General features: G+C 64.0%; 14 protein-coding genes and 1 tRNA gene. 2 read left to right on the top strand and 13 right to left on the bottom strand.

The window, feature by feature from the left end:
- Position 1 precedes the first annotated feature (1 nt).
- From GWC77_RS11630 to GWC77_RS11570, 13 genes are all read right to left on the bottom strand, one after another.
- On the bottom strand, positions 2–1,426 hold the full coding sequence (locus GWC77_RS11630; protein WP_173257058.1) for an efflux RND transporter periplasmic adaptor subunit: 1,425 nt from the start codon (positions 1,424–1,426) through the stop codon (positions 2–4).
- Positions 1,427–1,431: 5 nt separating this feature from the next.
- Positions 1,432–2,241, bottom strand: a complete 810-nt coding sequence (locus GWC77_RS11625; RefSeq protein ID WP_173257057.1) for an efflux RND transporter periplasmic adaptor subunit — start codon at positions 2,239–2,241, stop codon at positions 1,432–1,434.
- A complete protein-coding gene (locus tag GWC77_RS11620; protein ID WP_254366918.1) occupies positions 2,238–3,737 on the bottom strand; it encodes a TolC family protein in 1,500 nt (499 codons plus the stop codon). The genes GWC77_RS11625 and GWC77_RS11620 overlap by 4 nt, the downstream gene beginning before the upstream one ends.
- Positions 3,738–3,847: 110 nt before the next feature.
- Complete coding sequence (locus GWC77_RS11615) at positions 3,848–11,110, bottom strand: DUF4347 domain-containing protein (RefSeq protein WP_173257055.1); 7,263 nt, start codon at positions 11,108–11,110, stop codon at positions 3,848–3,850.
- Between the two features lie 44 nt (positions 11,111–11,154).
- On the bottom strand, positions 11,155–11,766 hold the full coding sequence (locus GWC77_RS11610) for a phage tail protein (protein ID WP_173257054.1): 612 nt from the start codon (positions 11,764–11,766) through the stop codon (positions 11,155–11,157).
- 38 nt (positions 11,767–11,804) lie between these two features.
- Entirely contained in the window at positions 11,805–12,146 is a 342-nt protein-coding gene (locus GWC77_RS11605; RefSeq protein WP_173257053.1) for a hypothetical protein, read from the bottom strand.
- Positions 12,147–12,289: 143 nt separating this feature from the next.
- A complete protein-coding gene (locus GWC77_RS11600; RefSeq protein ID WP_173257052.1) occupies positions 12,290–12,832 on the bottom strand; it encodes an N-acetyltransferase in 543 nt (180 codons plus the stop codon).
- 362 nt (positions 12,833–13,194) lie between these two features.
- Positions 13,195–13,581, bottom strand: a complete 387-nt coding sequence (locus GWC77_RS11595) for a hypothetical protein (RefSeq protein WP_173257051.1) — start codon at positions 13,579–13,581, stop codon at positions 13,195–13,197.
- A tRNA-Ser gene (locus GWC77_RS11590) sits at positions 13,554–13,644 on the bottom strand. Before GWC77_RS11590 ends, GWC77_RS11595 begins: the two co-directional genes overlap by 28 nt.
- A 156-nt stretch (positions 13,645–13,800) precedes the next feature.
- Positions 13,801–15,096 carry a serine--tRNA ligase gene (gene serS, locus GWC77_RS11585; RefSeq protein WP_173257050.1) on the bottom strand — a complete coding sequence of 432 codons (1,296 nt, stop codon included), beginning with the start codon at positions 15,094–15,096 and terminating at the stop codon, positions 13,801–13,803.
- An 87-nt stretch (positions 15,097–15,183) separates the two neighbouring features.
- The gene (locus tag GWC77_RS11580) at positions 15,184–16,503 is read right to left on the bottom strand and encodes a replication-associated recombination protein A (protein WP_173257049.1); all 1,320 of its coding nucleotides are present in this window, start codon (positions 16,501–16,503) and stop codon (positions 15,184–15,186) included.
- Between the two features lie 23 nt (positions 16,504–16,526).
- Positions 16,527–17,171 (bottom strand): outer membrane lipoprotein chaperone LolA, encoded by a 645-nt coding sequence (gene lolA, locus GWC77_RS11575; protein ID WP_173257111.1) that lies wholly within the window; start codon positions 17,169–17,171, stop codon positions 16,527–16,529.
- A gap of 163 nt (positions 17,172–17,334) precedes the next feature.
- Positions 17,335–19,647, bottom strand: a complete 2,313-nt coding sequence (locus tag GWC77_RS11570; protein WP_173257048.1) for a DNA translocase FtsK — start codon at positions 19,645–19,647, stop codon at positions 17,335–17,337.
- 348 nt (positions 19,648–19,995) lie between these two features.
- On the opposite strand from GWC77_RS11570, the gene trxB reads away from it, so the two are divergent.
- Both trxB and GWC77_RS11560 read left to right on the top strand, forming a co-directional pair.
- The gene (gene trxB / locus GWC77_RS11565) at positions 19,996–20,997 is read left to right on the top strand and encodes a thioredoxin-disulfide reductase (RefSeq protein WP_173257110.1); all 1,002 of its coding nucleotides are present in this window, start codon (positions 19,996–19,998) and stop codon (positions 20,995–20,997) included.
- Between the two features lie 25 nt (positions 20,998–21,022).
- Positions 21,023–21,739: a Smr/MutS family protein gene (locus GWC77_RS11560; RefSeq protein ID WP_173257047.1), complete on the top strand. Its 717-nt coding sequence runs from the start codon at positions 21,023–21,025 to the stop codon at positions 21,737–21,739.
- Positions 21,740–21,749: the final 10 nt, after the last annotated feature.

Raw genomic sequence — 21,749 nt, 5'->3', positions numbered from 1 at the left:
CCTACCAGCCAAACCACTGCCGGGCCGATGCGAGCGGGCGGCGCAGCAGATAGTAGGCGAGCGGCACCCATCGACCATGAATGCGCGCGGTACCCATCGTGCCGAGCGGCGGCTTGGCGGTATCGACGAAGGTTGCTTTCACACGGTAGGCGACCACGCCGTCGGGTGTCGGCTCGGCGCGATACGCCACCGTATCGATTCGGGCATCGTAGGACGCGAGCGGCGAGCTCTTCGGATAGAGCGTGACGGTCGCACCAGGCACGACATCGACGTTGTCGGCAACAGGCACATAGGCAGTCAATTCGACATGGGCCGGATCGGCGAGCAGCATCACCTTCTCCCCGATCGATACCGCCTTGCCGTTCCAATCGTTCGGATCGGAGAACACCGCGACGCCGCCGCGTGGCGCATTCACGCGCACGCGCGCGAGCTCGCGCGCCGTATAGTCGAGTTCGACCGCGCTCTGATCGAGTTTGCCTTTGCGCAACGCCATGTCGAGCCGGTCTTTGTCGTCGGTGACGGCCAGTTGCGCGGTCTGCCGGTATTCCTCCTGCGCTGTGGCGTAGTTTTTGTTTGCAAGCGCATAGCGCGAAGCGAGTGTCGTCGAGTCGAGTGCGAAGAGCGGCGCGCCCGCCTCGACGCGCTGATTCGGCTGCGCGAAGAGCTTGTCGATGACGCCGTCGAGCGGCGCGCGCACGACGAACGGATCCTTCGGCGTGACTTCGGCCGGCGCGAGCACCGTCAGCGGCACGGGTATGACAAGCGCAAAGGCGACGGCTGCAAGCAACCGGCGTCGATGTTTGCCCGCGCGCAGGGCGAGTTTCGTGCGCTGCAGCCAGGAAGCGCGTGGCGAAAATGCCGCGAGGGCATGCGACCAAACGCGCGCGAGCTCGGCTAGCAGCGCTTCGTCGAGCTGCGTCCACGGCTCGTCGCGCGCAAAGAGGACACCGCCGAGCGAGCGGCCCGTGCGATCGAAAAGCGGTACCCATAGAGCATGTGCCGGCCACCAGGCGTCCCATTCGGCAGCGAGCGGCTCCGGCAGGCTGTCCGCAACAAAGGCACAGGGCCAATCGAGGGCCGGGTGATCGCCGGCAACCGCCCCCTCGCGCACGTCCGCCTGCTGCGATGTGGATGACGCGTCCGCTTGCGTCGAATGACGTTTTTCAAGCTCGCGGCACACTTGTGCGAGCCATTGCACATAGGGTGCGCCGGGATCGCTCTGCGGCAGCCCCGAGACCGCGGCGACCGCGCCCGGAACCGGCGCCGGCGCGCGCCACCACGCCGCTTGACGATACGGGACGAGCGAAAGGGACTCATTGACGATAACGAAGCCGAGCGTCTCCTCGCTCGGTGCTTGCCGCGCGCGTGCTGACAACTGCCATAGCAGCGCGAGCGCGTCCGCCTGGATCCGCAAGGGGGCGTTCATGACGGCTAGCGGCTCGCGCCGGCGAAGCTCGCCCACCCGCTCATACCGGGCAGGAGCTCGGATGCGTGCCCGGACAATGCGGCCGTCACATCGATGGTCTGCGTGACGGGATCGACGCGCGCGCCGATGCGAGCGACCGTGGCCGGATACACCTTGCCGACCTCATCGACCTTGACCGTCAGCGGATGGCCCGGCTTGAGCCAGGCGAGCCATTTCGACGGGACAATCATCTTGAGCTCCAGGTGGCTCGTGTCGACGATCGTCATCAGTGCTTTGCCGGGCTGCGCAAACTGCTGCGCCGAAGCGCTGCGCTTGACCACGCGCCCGTCGAACGGCGCCGCTATGGCGCACTTGCGCACCGTCGCCTGCATGTAGGCCACCTCGGCCGCGCTCGCTTTCGCCTTTGCCGCGGCCTGCTCGACGTCGATCTGGCCGATCGAATGGAGCTGCGACAGCCGATCGTTGACGCGCTTCAACTCCACGGCGGCGTCGGACTCGGCTTGCGCCTTGTGCAGCTGAGCCGCGTATAGCGAGCAATCGAGCGACACGAGCGTCTGGCCCGCGCGGAACGCATCGCCATCGCGAAACGGCATCGAGGCGATCTTCGCGCTGATTTCGCTCGACACTTCGACCTCGTCGCGCGCAACGAGCTGAATACGGATGCGTCCGTCGTCCTCGGCATGCGCGACGGGCACACCCGAGGATCCCGACGCCGCCGGGGCCTGGGTCCCCGCTTGCATCCCTGCAGCCCAACCACCCTGAACCGCCATCATCAATACCGCACCACCAAGCCCTGCCCTGCCCCATCGGTTCATTGCGTTGTAACTCCGTTCGCGTGGCCAAACTCGGCCCATCGCGCTTGCTCCTTGTCGAGCGATTGCTCGATCGATTTCAGATCGCCATTGCGAGCATCGGCCGGAACCGGGTCGAGTCCGAGCGTCGCAAGCAGTTGGCCATAGGCGCTTTCCAGCTCGCCGTAGCTTTGATAGAGCCGCAGCTCCGAGATCATGGCCGAAGTGGCCGCGCGGATCTCCTCGAGCTTGCCTTGCGCATTCGCCATCGTCGCGTTGTGCGTGTGCTGCAGGATTTGACCATCCACGTCGTTGAGCTGCTTGTACAAATCGAACTGGCGCTGCTTGGCGCCGAGCTCGGCGCTCGCGACGTGAACTTGCGTAAGCACGGCCATCGACAGCGCGAGTCGCTGCGCATGCGCGACGTCGCGCTGGGCACGGGCCATGCCGCGGATGTTCTTCGCGTTGAGCAGGTTCAGCAGATTCCAGCTCACATTGATCCCTGCGGCACGCCATGCGTGATAGGCGAGCAAGCTGTTGCTGTCGTAATGCCCGCCCAACTGCACCTCGATGCCGGGCAACAGTTTGGCGATTGCCTTATGCGTCTCGTTGATGCTGATGCGCTCGTTGTAGCCGGCTTCGACGAGTTCGGGCCGGCGCTCGAGCGCCGTCTCTTCCATGCGGTCCATCGGCATCGCGAAGCTAGGCACCGTGAAATCCGCCGGCGGCGCGAGCGTGAAATCAGTGCCGGGCGCAATGTTCATCAGCGAGGCGAGCCGCGGCTTGGCTTCCTCGAGCTGATCGCGCACGGCTTCGAGCTGGCGCATGATATCGAGCAGCGCATGTTGATAAGCGAGCGTGTCGAGCGGCGAGCGCAAGCCCTCGCTCTGCGATTGCCGCGATTCATCGAGCGCCTGCTTCGCTTGCTCGAGTAGCGGGCCAATGCGGCTCTCCAGACGCTGCGCGCCCGTCGCTTCCCAATAGGCCTCGCGCACCTGCTGCATCATCAGTTGCACGACCTTGCGCCGGCGCTGTTCCACGACGAGCACGCGATCGGCCTGCTCTTTGGCCTCGAAGTAGCTCACCCCAAAGTCCAGCAGATTCCACGAGAACGTGAGATCGGCCGTGCGAATGTCGCGGTCGGTCGAGTACGACGACTCCAACGATTGTTCGCCCGTGGCGAGCGACACAGATCTCGAGGCGAGCGGATGATTGCGCGTCGTGTAGCCGGCAGCGGCGGTCAAACGCGGCAGCATGTCGAAACTGGCGACGTCGAGCTGCTTTTGCGCGAGCGCCTCTTCCATCATCTTCAAGCGATGATCGAGGTTGTAGCGGATCGCACGCGCCATGGCCTCGTCGAGCGTAACAGGTCCGGCGAGCGGCGGCTGCTCCGCGAACATCGCCGTGCGATCGGCACGCGCGCTCTGGGCGCGTTCAGCGTCCGTGAAGGGCGTCGGGTGGATGGCGCAGCCCGATAGCCACATCGCGGCCAGCGAAAGAGCGATCAGCGAAGGGCGCAAGATGCCCCTGGAAGCTGTTGCCGACGCACCGGACGGCTCAGTGGTGGACGAAGGCATGGCTGCGGCACATGTCGATTGAGGTCTCATTGGTCTTGGAGGATGACGGTAACTCATACGCGACGCGTCGCGCCGCCGGGATGCGAAACATGCAGCGCAGCGCGGGCCTGGGCGAACTGCTGATCGAGCGACGGCTTGCCGACCGGTCGCGCCGCGCGCGCGACCGAGGGTTCGGCGGGCGCCCGGCTCGTGTGCCCTTGCGGCGACGGATGCACTACGCCGTGCTTGTCCTGCCCGTGCTGCTGATCATGCTGACTACGCTTATCGTGCGAGCTGCCATGCTTGTCGTGCGGTGCAAGCACGATCTGACGGCGCGTTTCATGACCCGATGCGTCGCGCGCCTGAATGACGATATGGACGTCTTGCGCACCGGGAGGGAGTCTGCCGCGTAATACGCCGCTTGCCGCGTCGTAATGGATCCAGCCCGGCAACGAACGGCCGTTGGCAAGCCGGACCGTGACGTCGGAGCCGCCGTGCATCGCCTCGGAAGGCGGCAACAGCGTAGCGACTTCGATCGAGAACGGGTCGTTCGGCCCCATTGCAAACGAGACGTCGGGAAGCGGCACGAGCGCCTCGGCGTTGCCGACCGCAATTGCCGCATCGAGCGCCGCCGCGTCGAAGCGCGACACCGAGGCACGATCGAGCGGCTGCATGTTGCGCGGCGCGCTCGGATCGGAGAACGTCATTGTCGGCACGATCGGTACCGAGCCCACGGGCAGCGGCTCATCGAACTCGTCGAGCACGTCGGGCGCCCCGTTGAGATCGGAGCCCGTAAACAACGGCGGCTGCGCTGCTGCAGGCGATTCGATGACTGTCGGCGGCGTCGGGAAAACCGGTACGATACCCGTCTGTCCCGTGACGATCGTGATCGTGTTCGATGCAACGGCACTCGTCTTCACGCCGTCGCTGACAGTGAACGCCACGGTGCGGCTGCCGCTCGCGCCCGACTTCGCATCCGAGTATGTGACCGATTGCAGTGCGGCCTGCCATTGCGCGAGCGATGCAGTGCCGCCGGCCGAGGTCAACGTCAGCACACCCGTAGCGGCGTTGTAGGTTGCGGCGATGTTGCCCGTTGCTGCGCTGCCGGTGAACGCAAGCATATCGTTCGACGCATCGAAACCCCCACTGATCGTCACTTGCGCAGAGCTCAATGTAGCGTTCGGATCCCGGTCGCTGACGGTCACTTGCGGCGCGATCGCTACCGGCGTCGAACGCGCCCCTAGCGATGTGAACGTCACGCTGCCGCCGACGGACACGAGCGGCGTCTGATCCGTAGCGGTCACCGTGACGCTACGTGTTTGCGCCGTGCTCACGGCGCCGTTTCCATCGGTCACCTTGAAACTGATGACGCGTGTCGTGGTGTCGGGCACGACAGCCGTATCCGTATAAGTGACCGATGCAAGCGCTGCTCGCCATTGCGTCAGCGAGGCCGTGGCGCCCGCCGACGTCAGCGTCAGCACGCCAGTACTTGCGTTATAGCTGGCCGCGATGTTGCCCATCGTCGCATTGTCATTGGTGAACGCAAGGACGTCCTCGCCGGAGTGGAACCCGCCCGTGATCGCAACGCTCGCCGAGGAGGCTGTCGCGCTACTCGCATCGGTCAACGTCAGGCCCGGCGAAACCGCGATTGGCGTCGACGTGGCATTGTCAGCTGCCACGAATGAGCCAGACCCCGCATCGGGCGTGATGTGCGGCTGATCGAGCACGACGAGCGTTGTGTTTGCCGCCGCGCTCGTCTTCGAGCCGTCGCTCGTGGCGAACGAAATGGTGCGATTGCCGAAGTGCGTCCCGCTCGTCGAGAACGTTACGGCACTCAGTGCATTCGCCCATTGCGCGTCGGTCGCCGTGGCGCCGGCCGAGTTCAGCGTGAGCACGCCTGTCGCAGAATCGTAGGTGGCCGCAATGTTGCCGAACGTCGTGGCGTTGCTGTTCGTAAAGGTGAGGATGTCCTCCCCGCCGTGAAAGTTGCCGGTGACCGCCACCGTTGCCGACGCTTGCGTCGGGTTGTCGAGATCGGTCACGCTCACGCCCGGGTTGACGATGGTGGCGGATGCGCCCGCCACGTAGCTCGTCGTGCCACCCGCTGCCGCGACAACTGGCGTTTGATCCGTGTCGGCCACGGTCACCGTGCGCGTCGCGGTGTTGCTCGTCACGGCGCCGGTATCCACCGCGGTAAAGCTGATCGTGCGCGTGGCGGTGTTCGGCGTGATCGCGGTGTCCGTATAGGTCACCGAATCGAGGGCCGCCTGCCATTGCGCGAGCGTAGCCGTCGCACCGGCCGAGTTCAGCGTCAAAACGCCCGTCGCCGCGTTGTAGGAGGCGGCGATGTTGCCGTACGTCGTCAAACTCGTGTTGACGAAGGCGAGCACGTCCTCGCCGCTATGGAAGTTGCCCGTGATTGAAACGGTGGCCGAGGCCAGCGTCGATGCACCACCGTCGGTCACGCTCAGTCCCGAATCGATAGCCACGGGCGTCGATGTCGCGTTGTCGCCCGCCACGAACGAGGCTGAACCCGAATCGGTCGTGATCGTCGGCGGCCCGAGTACGGCGACCGTATCGTTTGCCACAGGGCTCGTCTTCGTACCGTCGCTCACCGCGAATCCAATCGTGCGATTGCCAGGCGTGGCACTCGATCCGGCGGAGAACGTCACGGCGCTCAGTGCGCTGGACCACTGTGCATCGCTCGCCGTCGCACCCGACGATGTCAGCGTCAGCACGCCCGTCGCGGCATTGTAGGACCCGACGATATTGCCGAACGTCGCCGAACTCGTGTTGATGAACGTCAGCGTATCGCCGGACTGCAAGCCCGTCGTGATCGATACGGTGCCGACCGATTGCGTCGTGTTGTCGTTATCGCTGACCGTGATGGCCCCGTCGATCGTCACGGCCGACGCACCGGCGACGTAGTTGGTCGTGCCGCCGGCCACCGAAACGATCGGCGTTTGATCGGTGTCGGTCACCGTCACCGTGCGCGTTGCCGTATTGCTCGTGAAGGCGCCGGTGTCGACGGCCGTGAAGCTGATCGTGCGCGTCGTGTTGTTCGGTGTGATGGCCGTATCGGTGTACGTCACGGCTTGGAGCGCAGCCTGCCACTGCGCGAGCGTCGCCGATGCGCCTGAGGATGTGAGCGTCAGCACACCCGTTGCCGCGTTGTACGATCCGGCGATGTTGCCGTACGTCGTCGCGCTCGTGTTTGTGAATCCGAGCACGTCTTCGCCGCTATGAAATCCCCCGGTAATGGTGACGGTCGTCGACGCCAGCGTTGATGACACGCCATCGGTCAGGGTCAGCCCGGCATCGATTGCCACTGGCGTTGAAGTTGCGTTGTCGCCCGCCACAAAGGAGGCTGATCCGGAATCGGTCGTAATCGTCGGTGGCCCCAATACATCCACGGTGTCGATCTGCACCGCGCTGCTTTTTATGCCGTCGCTCACCGCGAACGAAATGGTGCGGTTGCCCGGCGTTGCGCTCGAGCCGGCGGAAAACGTCACGGCACTCAATACGCTGGCCCATTGAGCGTTGGTCGCCGTCGAGCCTGAGGAGGTCAACGTCAATACACCTGTCGCCGCGTTGTACGACCCGGCGATATTGCCGAACGTCGCCGAACTGGTGTTGACGAACGTCAGCGTGTCGCCGCTGTGGAAGCCGCTCGTGACCGATATCGTTCCTGTCGATTGCGTCGTATTGTCGAGATCGCTCACCGCGATGCCGCCGTCGATCGTCACGGCCGACGTGCCGCCCACGTAGTTCGTCGTGCCGCCCGTCGTCGTCACGATCGGCGTTTGGTCGGTGTCCGTGATCGTCACCGTGCGCGTGGCGGTAGCGCTTGAATTGCCTGCGCCGTCGATCGCCGCGAAGCTGATCGTGCGGGTCGCCGTATTCGGAGTAACGGCCGTGTCGGTATAAGTCACCGACTCGAGTGCGCTCTGCCATTGCGCCAGCGTTGCCGTCGCACCGGCCGAGGTGAGCGTCATGACGCCCGTCGTCGCGTTATACGAAGCCGTGATGTTGCCCATCGTCGCGCTGTCGTTCGTGAACGCGAGGACGTCTTCCCCACTATGGAAGCCGCCCGTGATTGCGACTGTCGCAGAGTTCAGCGTCGTCGCGCTACCGTCAGTCACCGTCAAGCCGGCATCAATCGCCACCGGTGTCGACGCGGCGTTGTCAGCCGCCACGAACGAAGCCGAACCCGAATCGGTCGTGATCTGCGGTGGCGCAATCATGCCGACCGTGTCGGTCGCCGCCGCGCTGGTTTTCGTGCCGTCGCTCGTCGCGAACGAAATCGTACGATTCCCGTACGTGGTACTCGTGCTCGAGAACGTCACCGACGACAACGCGCTCGCCCACTGTGCGTCGGTGGCTGTCGCGCCCGACGACGTCAGCGTCAGCACGCCCGTCGCCGCGTTGTACGAACCTACGATATTGCCGAACGCGGCCGAACTCGTATTGGTGAATGCAAGCGTATCGCCGCTATGGAAGCCACTGGAAACGGAAACCGTCCCCGATGATTGCGTCGTATTGTCGAGATCGGCGACCGAGACGCCACCGTCGATCGTCACCGCCGACGATGCGCCCACGTAGCTCGTCGTGCCGCCCGTCGTCACTACGATCGGCGTTTGATCCGTGTCGGTAACCGTTACCGTGCGGGTGGCCGCCGCACTTGTGTTGCCCACGCCGTCGACCGCCGTGAAGCTCAGCGTACGGGTCGTGTTGTTCGGCGTCACCGCCGTGTCGGTGTACGTCACAGACCGGAGCGCACTTTGCCATTGCGCGAGCGTTGCCGACGCACCTGCCGAAGTCAGCGTCAGGACCCCGGTCGCAGCGTTGTACGAACTCGTGATGTTGCCCATCGTCGAGCCGTCGTTCGTGAACCCCAGCACATCCTGGGTGCTTTGAAAGCCGCCCGTGATCGCGACGGTGGCCGAGGCAAGCGTCGTCGCGGCCGTGTCGCTCACCGTCAACCCCGAATCGACGGCAACAGGCGTCGACGCCGTGTTGTCGCCCGCCACGAACGCAGCCGAGCCCGAATCCGTAGTGACTTGGATCGGGGTCAATACATCCACGGTGTCGGTCGCCGCGGTGCTCGTTTTCGCACCGTCGCTCGTCGCGAATGAAATCGTGCGGCTGCCGAGCGTCGTGCTCGTACTCGAAAACGTCACTGCGGACAGCGCATGTCCCCACTGCACGTCGGTCGCGGTAGCGCCCGACGACGTCAGCGTCAACACGCCCGTCGCGGCGTTATACGAAGCCGCGATGTTGCCGAACGTCGCCGAACTCGTGTTGGTGAACGAAAGCGAATCGCCGCTGTGGAAGCCGGTCGAAATGGAAACCGTCCCGGACGATTGCGTCGTGTTGTCGCGATCACTGACCGAAACGCCACTGTCGATCGTGATCGCGGGCGCACCCTCGCGGTAGTTCGGCGCGCTACTCGACGTCGTGACAATCGGCGTTTGATCGGTATCGGTGACGCTGACCTGCTTGGTCGTGGTATTCCCGGACGTGAGGCCGTCGTTGGTGACCTCGAAGCTGATCGTGCGCGTGAGGGCATTCGGCGTCACGGCCGTATCCGTGTAGGTCACCGCGCGAAGTGCAGCCTGCCATTGCGCGATAGTGGCCGTGCCACCCGAGGACGTCAGCGTCAGAACGCCCGTGACCGCGTTGTATCCCGCCGAAATATTGCCATACGTGGCGGCACTCGTGTTCGTGAACGCCAGCACGTCCTCCGAATTGTGCAAATTGCCCGTAATCGACACGGTGGCGCTCACGGCAGTGCTCGAATTCCCGTCGGTCAAGGTGATGCCGGAATCGACGGCGACCGGCGTCGACGCCGTGTTGTCGCCTGCCACGAACGACGTGGTGCCGCCGGTGGCCGTGAGCGTCGGCGGGGACGAGGGCGCGAGATAGGTGAAGTTATCCAGTGTGGGCGAGAGAAATGTGCCGTTGCCGCTAGTCTCGATGAGCTTGATGCTCTTGACCTGTGAGAACGCAGCATTGCTGGACAGGTCGACGTGAAAGAGCGAATTGTTCGACACGTGGCCCGGCGTGTACGCAGTGGCGCCAGCGGAAAAATCGAGGACTATGCTCCCAACGACGTTGCCGGATCCGTCGAGGGCCTGGACCGTCACTTGGTTGCTGACAAATATATCGATATCGAAGCTCTCTACCGCCATCAAAGTGCCATCTTGCCGCTGAATCGTCAGCGATGACATTTGCGTGCCCTGCGTGTTGACGATGAACTCGCCGCCCGACCCGCTCGACGGAAGCGATCCGCTGACGACCTGATACTCGACAGCCTGATCGCCTGTATAGGTCAGGCCGTCGAGCGTCGTCGAAGCGACGGGTGTCGCGCCCGTATCGAAGCCGACCCACCCGTCATAGGTCTCGTCGAACGCGGACAGCACGTGACCGTAGTTTTGCTCCGAAGCAGTCGAAAAAATAACGCCCGCATGCACGGTACCCGCGTCGTATTCGAGCGACCAGTCACCGCCCAGCGACGCCGCGCCGGTTGCGTCGGTCGACGCCGCCACGTTCAATCCCGATATCGACGAGATCTGCTGAACGAGCGCCTTGCCGTCCGCATTGCCGGCGACGTCGCAGCCGTAAATCAAAAAGTCGCCACCCGCCTTCATCGACGCGCCGATCTGAGCGAACTCCGCGCTGTACGTCGACATATCGGCTTCGTTGATCCACGTGCTACCCACCTGAAACTCGCCCGTGGCGCCGTGCGACACGAGATGGATCGCGCTGACGCCGGGGTGTGCCTGCAGATACTGCTCGATTTGGACAAGCCCGTCCTTCGTCGAATCGAGCACGACATACTGCGTGCCCGCCGGCAAGCCAGCGACGAGCGTTTGAAGATCGGCGACGTTCGAATTGATGAAGACGACTTGGCGATCGAGCGACTGCGCAGCCGAATCCGTGAAGCCGTGCACCGCGCGCGTCGCGGCAGCATCGCCCGTAACGCCCGAAAACGGCGTGCTCATGTAGCCATGCCGCGCTGTGGCAGCCGCGTTTTGCGCGCCCGCTTCGCCCTGACCGGCGGCCACTGCCGCGGGTGTGAAGCCATGCACCGCACGCGTCGACGTTGAAGCCGACGGGCCTTCGTGCGCGGTACTCGCGGCATGTCCATCGACGTTCGTCGGATGCGGGGCGGCAGCGGCTGCTACTCCGATGGCTGCGGCCGATGCGTCGTAGACGATGCGCGGCTCGAGCGCGACGATGAGCGGCGCCGGCAGGGCGGTACATTCGCGGCGCGCGGTCGTGGCGGACCCGCGCACCGCAGAGAGAAGCTTCGAGAGGCTGGCGGCAAATCTCATCGCGTTATATCCCCGACGGCGTGCCGCTCGCGGCACGCCTCAATTTATCCGCGCGAGGGAAAAATCCCTTGCAAGGCGATGATGAAGGTAATGCCCAAGTACGGATTGCGCACCGAAAACGGCGTGCTGCCCCCGGCCATGCTGTTCTGCACCGACGGCGCAGAACCTTCCACCGTGACATTGAACGGCTGGAGTGTCGTATTGGGCGCCGAGGTACTGTAGAGCGAACCCTGGTGATTACTGACGCTAACCGGCCCGAGCACCGAAGTTGTACCGGGAACCGCGCTTTGCGACGCCGTCGATGTGGTGGCCGGAATGGCGACGGAGCCCGTGGCCGAACCGCCGCTCGACACGGTCGCCGTGTGCGTATGCATGGGCATATTCTGCGTCGTCAGCATCGCATTCTCGGTACCGGCTTGCTCGCCGATGACAATGCTCGACAACCCCACGCCCTGCCCCACGCCAACGGGGCTACGGCCCTGCAAGTTCGGCAATTGAAAGGTCGTCGTGCCGTTGCCGCCGTAAAACGTGCCGAGCAGCGCAAACAGCGCCTGGTTTTGCGAAATAGCCATCGTTTGCCCGCTGCACAACGCCCAGCCACTGGGGGCGTAGTCAAAGCCCACCATGCGAATTTCACCCAGGTACGGATCGCTCATCCAACACCTCCAGTCGAGTCAAGAGTGGGAAAAGATGCCTAGCTAACGCCCCGCGAACCGGCGTCCATAGCCAGTGCATCGGCGCGGCAGTGCACAACGACGGTAAGCGTCGATCGCCCGTCCCCGGTGGGCCGCGTCGGCGTGGCGAGCAGGTCCCACGCTCGGCCGCCCGGCGAGCCTATGCGATAAACGTCCTGGGGAAGGAAAACGCCCGCGGGCAACTCGAACGTAGCCGAGTAGCAGATGAAGCTGTCATCCATGGCAATGCCGGCAGGCGCGTGCGCGAGCACCGCCTCGACGGTATGCCCGTCGACGGAAGCGAAAGTGAAGCGTTGCCCGATCGCTTCGAGCAACTCGTCATGGGTAGGGATAGTCCGCAAGCAAGCCCCCGGTTCTTATTCATTGTGTGATGCGTTATCTGTCTTGGTCGGCGTTGCCGGCCATGGCCTATCGTTTTGATACGTGATTCGCCTGGCTCACCACAACGCGAGCCGCGGATGTTCGCGCGTCGCCGCGCCTTGCGCTACATCGCGCCCTCCGCCGTCAGCCCTGGCACAGGCACGGCGCGTTCATCGATGAACGGTGCAGCCGCACGGCGCATCTGCAGATACACACCGTTCTCGCCGACCGCTTCGAACCCGAGCCGCCGATACAGCTCTTGCACCGGGTTGTCGATTTCGACGTACAACACCGCCGCCATCGCCCGTGCGGCCGCCTGCGCGACGAATGCACGGACGAGCCGCCCGCCGATACCCCCGCGTCGATAAGCGGGCAAGAGTGCGATATCGATCAACCGCGCCTCGGCCCCCTGCCAATCGTGATAAAGGCGTCCGATCGCGGTCTTGCCCAGCATGACTACATCGAAGCGGCCATGGGGGTAATGCCGACGGTAATACTCATGCTGCATCGAAAATTGATCGGCCAGTAATGCCTTAACGCGCTCGACGCTCCATCCCGCCTGCGCGAATTCTTGCGCGCGCGTGCTTTCAAAAACCGTACGTAAAAATTCAATATCGATTTCAGACGCAGACCGCAGGCTCAGATGTCCACCACCAGTGTTGGCCATTTCTCGCATCACTTCCTTGTGCACGCGATAAACGGTCAATCGATGTATGCGACTTCAATCGACCGAGAAAATAAGTGCAGGCGAGAGGGATATTAGTCTAGGGAAAGTCGGCTCGCAATCCGCTACTCGGACCGAGCGCACCGGGAATACCCGCATCGACATTTTTACCGCCTGAAGCGGTATGCCAGATGTGCTAACACCAGCGGTCGTGGTACAAGGCTCGGTCTTGCTGCATGTGCTGTCATTGCGACAGCTGTTCGGCGATCGAAACGAGGAGTGCCCCGTTGCGAGACCGCGTGAGGGTCGGTAAAGCCGTTTCAAGTGATATCGACGACAGCCCGCGCGATGTGGACCGAACCGTGTCAGTGGACGAATTTCGCCAAATAATAAACGGCGCCGGTCAGCGACGTCACGGCGCCGATAATTCGCCACGTCTGCACGTTCAGCGAGGCATGAAGTTCGGCCCTGAGATGCGCTAAATCTTCTTTCGAGGCGAGCGCATTCAACCTCGTCTCGATTTTGACGAGACGATCGCGGATTTCCAAATTGGCCGCTTCAAGAAGGGTGGCGTTGATAATCGATTTCCGTGGACAACGGATATGCTCGAACTCATCCCCGCTTCCCCACCGCGCGGCGATGGGAGCCACAAAGGCGTAGGGGCCAGGATTTTTTCTGGCACAGAAACGCAAAACGGGCCGAAAGGCCCGTTTTGCTGATGTCCTGGCGGAAAGGGTGGGATTCGAACCCACGGTACGGTATAACCGTACACCGGATTTCGAGTCCGGCGCATTCGACCACTCTGCCACCTTTCCGTCTTGATCGACAGCGTGCAGCTGGACTGCCGCACCGTCACTTACTCGCTTCGCCAAGCTGGTCGCTGTTTGGCGAAGCGAAGATTATAGAACATCGAAATCGGCATTCCAAGCTTTTTTACGAAAGAAGCGCAAAAAGCCGAGCGCCGCACCCGATCACGCCCGCGCCGGCTCCAGCCGCTCCACACCACCCAGATACGGGCGCAGCGCCGCGGGCACCGTCACCGACCCATCGGCATTCTGGAAGTTTTCGAGCACCGCCACGAGCGTGCGTCCCACGGCCAGGCCCGAACCGTTGAGCGTATGCACGAGCTCCGGTTTGCCTTGAGCGTTGCGATAGCGCGCCTGCATTCGCCTCGCCTGGAACGCTTCCGTATTCGAACAGCTCGAAATCTCGCGATAGGTGTTCTGCGCCGGCAGCCACACCTCGAGGTCGTACGTCTTCGCCGCCGAAAAACCCATGTCGCCCGTGCACAGCGTGATGACCCGATACGGCAGCTCGAGCTTTTGCAAAATCGCCTCGGCATGCGTGACCATCTGCTCGAGCGCATCGTACGAGGTCTCAGGCGCGACGATCTGCACCATCTCGACCTTGTCGAACTGGTGCTGACGAATCATGCCGCGCGTATCGCGACCGTAGGACCCAGCCTCCGAACGGAAGCACGGCGAATGGGCAGTCAGCTTCACCGGCAACGCACCCGCATCGAGAATGCTATCGCGCACCGTGTTCGTCAGCGGTATTTCGGACGTCGAGATCAAATACTGCGTGACGACATTGTCGGCACCGCCCTTCTCGACGCGGAACATGTCGTCCGCAAACTTCGGCAACTGCCCCGTGCCTTCCAGCACCTCGGGATTGACGATGTAAGGCGTGTACGTTTCCGTGTAACCGTGCTGCTCCGTATGCGTATCGAGCATGAACTGCGCAAGCGCACGGTGCAAACGCGCCACCTGCCCGCGCAGCAACGTAAAGCGCGCGCCGGACAGCTTCGCACCCGTTTCGAAATCGAGCCCGAGCGGCGTGCCGAGATCGACGTGATCCTTGACCTCGAAATCGAACTGGCGCGGCGTGCCCCAGCGGCGGACCTCCACGTTATCCGTCTCGTCGCGGCCGACCGGCACACTTTCGTGCGGCAGGTTCGGCATTTCGAGCTGCAGCTTTTGCAAGCGCGCCTGAACGCCGTCGAGCGCCGCGGCCGATGCCTTCATTTCGTCGCCGAGCGTGCCGACTTCCGCCATGACCGCCGAAGTATCTTCGCCGCGCCCCTTCATCGCGCCGATCTGCTTCGACAATGCATTGCGCCGCGATTGCAGCTCTTCGGTGCGGGTCTGAATGGCGCGACGTTCGGCTTCGAGCGCCGAAAACGCCGCGACGTCGAGCGTGTAGCCGCGTGCGGCAAGGCGCTTGGCGACGCCTTCGATATCTTTGCGCAGCAACTGGATGTCGAGCATGGGGAAAGTCGATTGTCGTGAAGAGGAAACGGCGATTTTAACGCACCCGCATCGACGCCCGGCCATGGGCCGCGAGAATGCCGGCGCTCAACTGTCCTGCGTCTTGTGTTCCTTGCGCCAGGCTCGATCGAGCTCGCCGAGGCGCGCGAGCTTTTCGCCGATCTTGCCCTCGAGCCCGCGCGGCGTCGGCCGGTACCAGTGCGGCTCGCGCATGCCGTCGGGCAGATACGTTTCGCCGGCCGCATAGGCATCGGGCTCGTCGTGCGCGTAACGGTACTCGCGCCCGTAGCCGAGCGATTCCATCAACTTCGTCGGCGCGTTGCGCAAATGCACGGGGACGCCGCGCGAACGGTCCTTGCCGACGAAACGCCGCGCTTCGTTATAGGCGACGTAGCCAGCATTCGATTTCGGCGCGACCGCAAGGTAGATCAGCGCTTGCGCGAGTGCGAGTTCTCCTTCCGGGGTACCGAGGCGCTCGTAGGTCTCGGCCGCGTCGAGCGCGATGCGCGGCGCGCGTGGATCGGCAAGACCGATGTCTTCCCAGGCCATACGCACGATGCGGCGAGCAAGGTAGCGCGGATCGGCGCCCCCATCGAGCATCCGGCAAAACCAGTACAACGCGCCATCGGGATTGCTGCCGCGCACCGATTTATGCAGCGCACTGATTTGGTCATAAAACGCGTCGCCGCCTTTGTCGAAGCGGCGCAGATTCTCGGTCAGCGCGCTCGCGATCAACGCGCCGTCGATCTGCGAAGCCTTTTGCGCAGCCGCCGCACGCGCGACGATCTCGACATTGTTGAGCAGCTTGCGGCCGTCGCCGTCCGCCGAGCCGATCAGCGCGTCGCGCGCCTCGTCGGTCACCTGCAGGCCGCCGAGCGTCGCAAGCGCACGTTCTAGCAATGCGAGCAGTTCGTCATCGTCGAGGCTTTTCAACACATAGACCGCAGCCCGGGAAAGCAATGCGCCGTTCACCTCGAACGAAGGATTTTCCGTCGTCGCGCCGACGAACACGAAAAGGCCCGACTCGACATGCGGCAAAAACGCATCCTGCTGACTCTTGTTGAAGCGATGCACTTCGTCGACGAACACCAGCGTGCGGCGGCCATGCGCGCGATGTGTCTGGGCAACTTCCACGGCTTCGCGAATGTCCTTCACCCCCGAAAGCACCGCCGAAAGCGCGATGAACTCGGCATCGAACGCATTCGCCATGAGCCGCGCGAGCGTCGTCTTCCCGACACCGGGCGGCCCCCAGAGAATCATCGAATGCGGTTCGCCCGATTCGAACGCAACGCGCAGCGGCTTCATCGGCCCAAGCAGGTGCTTTTGGCCGATCACCTCATCGATCGTGCGCGGCCGCAGCCTTTCGGCAAGCGGCGCATCGGCACCGCCGCGAGTGTCTTCGAACATGGCGCGAATCCCGGTGGCAAGGCTCAACCGTTGATGACGTCGGCGCCCTTCGGCACCGTGAACTTGAACGAATCGCCCTTCAGCGGCGGGTTCTTCTGGATGTTCGTAAAGGTGAGCAGCGTCACGTTGCCGAATACATCGTGCAGCTCCATCGCCTCGAGATTGCCGTCCTTGAAGCCGATCCCGACCCGCTCGAACTGGGTGTCGCGCGACTTCGGCCGCAGCTCGAGCCAGTCGATCCCCCCCTTCACGCCCGCGTCGCGCAGCGTGAAGTTCTGTTCGATATCGTTGCTGCCGAACAGAATCGCAGCCGGGCTTGCACCGAGCGCGCCGCCCAACTTGCGGATCGTGACCTGGTTCAAGTCCTTGTCGTACACGTAGAGATTCTCGCCGTCAGCCTGCAAGACCTGCTCGTACGGTTTCTCATACGTCCAGATGAACTTGCCAGGGCGCGAAAACACGAACGTGCCGCTGGATGTTCCCCCCATCGCGGGCTTGCCGCCTTGCGCTTTCGACGGAGCCTTCACTTCCTTTTGCACGAATTCGCCGCGCGCCGAGTGCACCTGCGAGACGAACGCCTTCAATTGCTCGGTACCGCTGGCCCATGCCGCGGGCGCAACCGCCGCAAGCACGGCACCGAGGAGCGCCGCCGCAAGACCGCGGCCCATCGGGCGCGAGGCCACCAGCCGCGACGGGCGCGACGAGGCCCATGAGAACGACGCAAGCGCGCGCCACGCAAAATGCCGGAAACGATGCTGCATGAGGGTGATTCTCCGTGATGAACTGCGCCGCGCGGCGGATGGGCTGAGCGGCAACGATGCTCGACGATGCCTAGTCGCCGTCGCGCGCGGGCACGAGGATTTCGCGATTGCCGTTCGTGGACATCGCCGAGACGAGCCCCGACTGCTCCATCTGTTCGAGCAGCCGCGCCGCGCGGTTGTAGCCGATGCGCAGATGGCGCTGCACGAGCGAGATCGAGGCGCGGCGGTGCTTGACGACGATCTCGACGGCCTGATCGTAAAGCGGATCCGACTCCTCCGCCCCGCCAGCCGCGCCGCCGAGCGCAGCCGAGCCCTCGTCGCCCTCGCCCGCCACGCCGCCCTCGAGGATCCCTTCGATGTAATTCGGCTCGCCCTGCTCCTTGAGCTTCTCGACCACGCGATGCACTTCCTCATCCGAGACGAACGCACCGTGCACACGGACCGGCAGACCTGTGCCGGGCGGCATGTAGAGCATGTCGCCCATGCCCAGCAGCGATTCGGCACCCTGCTGATCGAGGATCGTGCGTGAATCGATCTTTGACGAAACCTGGAACGCGACCCGCGTCGGCACGTTGGCCTTGATGAGACCGGTGATGACGTCGACCGACGGGCGCTGCGTGGCGAGAATCAAGTGGATGCCGGCCGCGCGCGCCTTTTGCGCGATGCGCGCGATCAGTTCCTCGACCTTCTTGCCGACCACCATCATGAGGTCCGCCAGCTCGTCGATGACGACGACGATGTTCGGCAGGCGCGTCAGCGGCTCCGGTTCGTCGGGCGTCAGGCTGAACGGGTTCGGCAGCTTTTCGTCGCGCTTGGCCGCTTCGTCGATCTTGTGGTTGTAGCCGGCAAGATTGCGCACGCCGAGCTTGCTCATGAGCTTGTAGCGGCGCTCCATCTCGGCCACGGTCCAGTTCAGCGCGTGGCCGGCCTGCCGCATATCCGTGACGACGGGGCACAGCAAATGCGGAATGCCCTCGTAGACGCTCATTTCGAGCATCTTCGGATCGATCAGGATCATCCGCACTTCGTCAGCGCTCGCCTTGTACACGAGCGAGAGGATCATCGCGTTGATACCGACCGATTTGCCGGAGCCCGTCGTGCCGGCCACGAGCAGGTGAGGCATCTTGGCGAGGTCCGCGCACACCGGCTTGCCGCCGATGTCCTTGCCCAGACCGATCGTGAGCTTCGATGCCGCGTCGGCATAGACCTCCGAGCCGAGAATCTCCGAAAGACGCACGGTCTGGCGGCGCTGGTTCGGCAATTCGAGCGCCATGAAGTTCTTGCCCGGAATCGTCTCGACGACGCGGATCGAAACGAGCGACAGCGAGCGCGCGAGATCCTTCGCAAGGTTGACGATCTGGCTGCCCTTCACGCCCGTGGCCGGCTCGATCTCGTAGCGCGTGACCACCGGGCCCGGGTAGGCGGCCACCACGCTCACGTCGACGCCGAAATCCTTGAGCTTCTTTTCGATCAGACGCGAGGTGAACTCGAGCGTATCGGCCGACACCGACTCCTGCACGGCCGGCGCCGCATCGAGCAGTGCGATCGGCGGCAGCGTGGTGTCGCCCGGCAGGTCCTTGAACAGCGGAACCTGCTTTTCTTTCTCGACGCGCTCGGACTTGGCCGGCGTCACGATGGGCGGCACGATCGTGACGGGTTCGTGATCTTCGAGGCGCACGCGGCTTTGCTCGACCTTTCCTTCACGCTTGACCGCGGCTGCTTCGCCGAGCTTTCGATCGCGGCCTGCTTCGCGGCGCAGCTTCGCGAACGTCACCGCCGAAATGATGGCGTCGCCCACCCGCTCGGCAACGGAGAGCCAGGAAAACCGGAAATAGAGCGACAAGCCGATGGCGAGCGCGATCAGAAGCGCCAACGTGCCGCCCGTGAACCCGAACGCATGCGAGACGCCGCGCGCCACGGCATCGCCGACGATGCCGCCCGGCGCACGCGGCAACGGCAGCGGCAGCGACCACATCCGCAAGGCTTCGATTCCGTCGCATGCGAGCAACACGAGCGCGAACGCGAACGCATCGGCAAACCACGATTCGCGCGGTTTGTCCTCTTCGGCTTCCACCTGATGCGTGAGCCGGCGGTAGTTCGCGGCGATGCGCCGCGCGAGCAGTGCGACCCACCAATAGGCGGACACGCCGAACAGCAACAGCAGGATGTCGGATGTCCAGGCACCCACCCGGCCGGCCCAGTTCGCGATGCGCTCGACCTGCTCGGCGTGCGTCCAGCTCGGATCGTGGCGGCTGTAGCTGACGAGCGCCATCGCGAGGAACACGCAGAGCGCGACCTGCAATATCCAGCGGATTTCGGTGAAAAGGCGCGACATACGATGCGGTAAGGCTTGCGCGTGCGCCGAATAGGGAGCTTTGGCCATGAATCCGTAAAGGCTTGGCGTGCAGGCCGGTAGGCGCCGGCACGCCGGTCGTTCGATGCGGGCTATTGTAAACGCTGCGTCGCACGACGGGCTGTAAATGACGGTAACGGCGCAACAGCTGGGGCTTTCGTACGCGCGCCGGACGCTGGAGCCGCTCCGCCGGTACGGCGGGCGCTGGCTATCGCCACGATTGAAATTCCCTGCGCGGCAAGCCAAGCCCCTGCCCTTTATAATGCGCGGGTGTGCCCCATTTAGGCCTAGACGCGCAACGGGCGCGCGCTGCCAATCGCCAGCATCGGCTGTGCCGCCGCCCCGTCAGTTCATTTCGCGGTAATCATTACGGATTCGATCTCCATGTCCACGCGCAAACACGCCAAAGTCCTCATCCTCGGTTCCGGCCCCGCCGGCTATACGGCCGCCGTCTACGCGGCGCGCGCCAATCTGTCGCCGGTGCTCGTCACGGGCCTCGCGCAAGGCGGCCAACTGATGACGACGACCGATGTCGAGAACTGGCCCGCCGACGCCAACGGCGTTCAGGGTCCCGAGCTGATGCAGCGCTTTCTCGACCATGCCGAGCGGTTCAACACCGAAATCGTGTTCGACCACATCCACACCGCGAAGCTCAACGAAAAGCCCATCCGTCTGATCGGCGATGCCGGCGAGTACACCTGCGATTCGCTCGTCATCGCGACGGGTGCGTCGGCGCAATATTTGGGGTTGCCTTCGGAAGAAGCGTTCATGGGACGCGGTGTGTCGGCCTGCGCGACGTGCGACGGATTTTTCTACAAGCAGCAGCACGTGGCCGTCGTGGGCGGCGGCAACACGGCCGTCGAGGAAGCGCTCTATCTGGCGGGTATCGCCAGCAAAGTGACCGTCATCCATCGACGCGACAAGTTCCGCGCCGAGCCGATTTTGATCGACCGGCTGCTCGAGAAGGAAAAAGAAGGCGTCGTCGAGATCAAGTGGAACCATGTGCTCGACGAGGTCAAGGGCGACGATTCGGGTGTCACCGGCCTACGCATCAAGCACACGAAGACGGGCGAAACGTCCGATATCGCGTTGCAGGGCGTATTCATCGCGATCGGCCACAAGCCCAACACCGATATCTTCGCCGGCCAGCTCGAGATGAAAAACGGCTATATCGTCACGAACGGCGGGTTCAGCGGCAACGCGACGGCGACGAGCGTACCGGGCGTATTTGCTGCGGGCGACGTGCAGGATCACGTCTATCGGCAAGCGATCACGAGCGCCGGCACCGGTTGTATGGCGGCGCTCGATGCGCAGCGCTACCTGGAAAGCATCCATGAAGTGCACCAGGATCACGTCATGAGCCACGAATCGGACCGCTAACGGCGAAAAGCAGTTCGGTTGTGTCATGAGCAGACATCGAACGCCTCCCGGTAGCGTCAAACCGGGCGAAGGCCCCGTGCGGGCTGGCGGCTTGGCCGATCTCGGCGCGCTGCGCGACGCGCTCGAACGCAGCGCGGCGCAGCGCGAACGCGAGCGCGCCGCCGCGGCGAAAGCCGCCCGGGAGGCCTCGGCCGACGCGGAGCTTTTCCGGCGCGAAGTCGGCAATGTATCGCCGCTGAAGGCTTCGGCGCGTGCCGTGCACGAGCGGGCGGCGCCGCCGGCCGTCGCGGTCCAGACGCGGCGCGACGAGCGTGCCGTGCTGGCGGAGGCGATCTCCGACGAATTCGATCCCGAAGTACTGCTCGATACCGACGAGTCGCTCTTTTACTGCCGGCCCGGCATCGGCCACGAAGTCGTGCGCAAGCTCAGGCGCGGTCACTGGGTCGTGCAGGCCCAGCTCGACTTGCACGGCATGCGGCGCGACGAAGCGCGCGAAGCATTGGCGGAATTCATTCGCGAAACGGTCAAGCGCGGCTTGCGCTGCGTACGCGTGGTTCACGGCAAGGGACTCGGCTCGGTCGGCAAGGAGCCCGTGCTCAAGGGGAAGGTCCGCGCCTGGCTCGTGCAGAAAGCGGAAGTCATTGCATTTTGTCAGGCACGCGAGCGCGATGGAGGCGCCGGCGCGGTACTCGTACTCTTGCAGCCCCCCAGCGCGCCGAAGGCGCCCATTCGTCCAGCCTGAGTTTTCACGA

The sequence above is a fragment of the Paraburkholderia sp. NMBU_R16 genome, assembly GCF_013282575.1.
Lineage (GTDB): Bacteria > Pseudomonadota > Gammaproteobacteria > Burkholderiales > Burkholderiaceae > Trinickia.
This window is presented reverse-complemented; position numbering and strand designations above follow the sequence as displayed.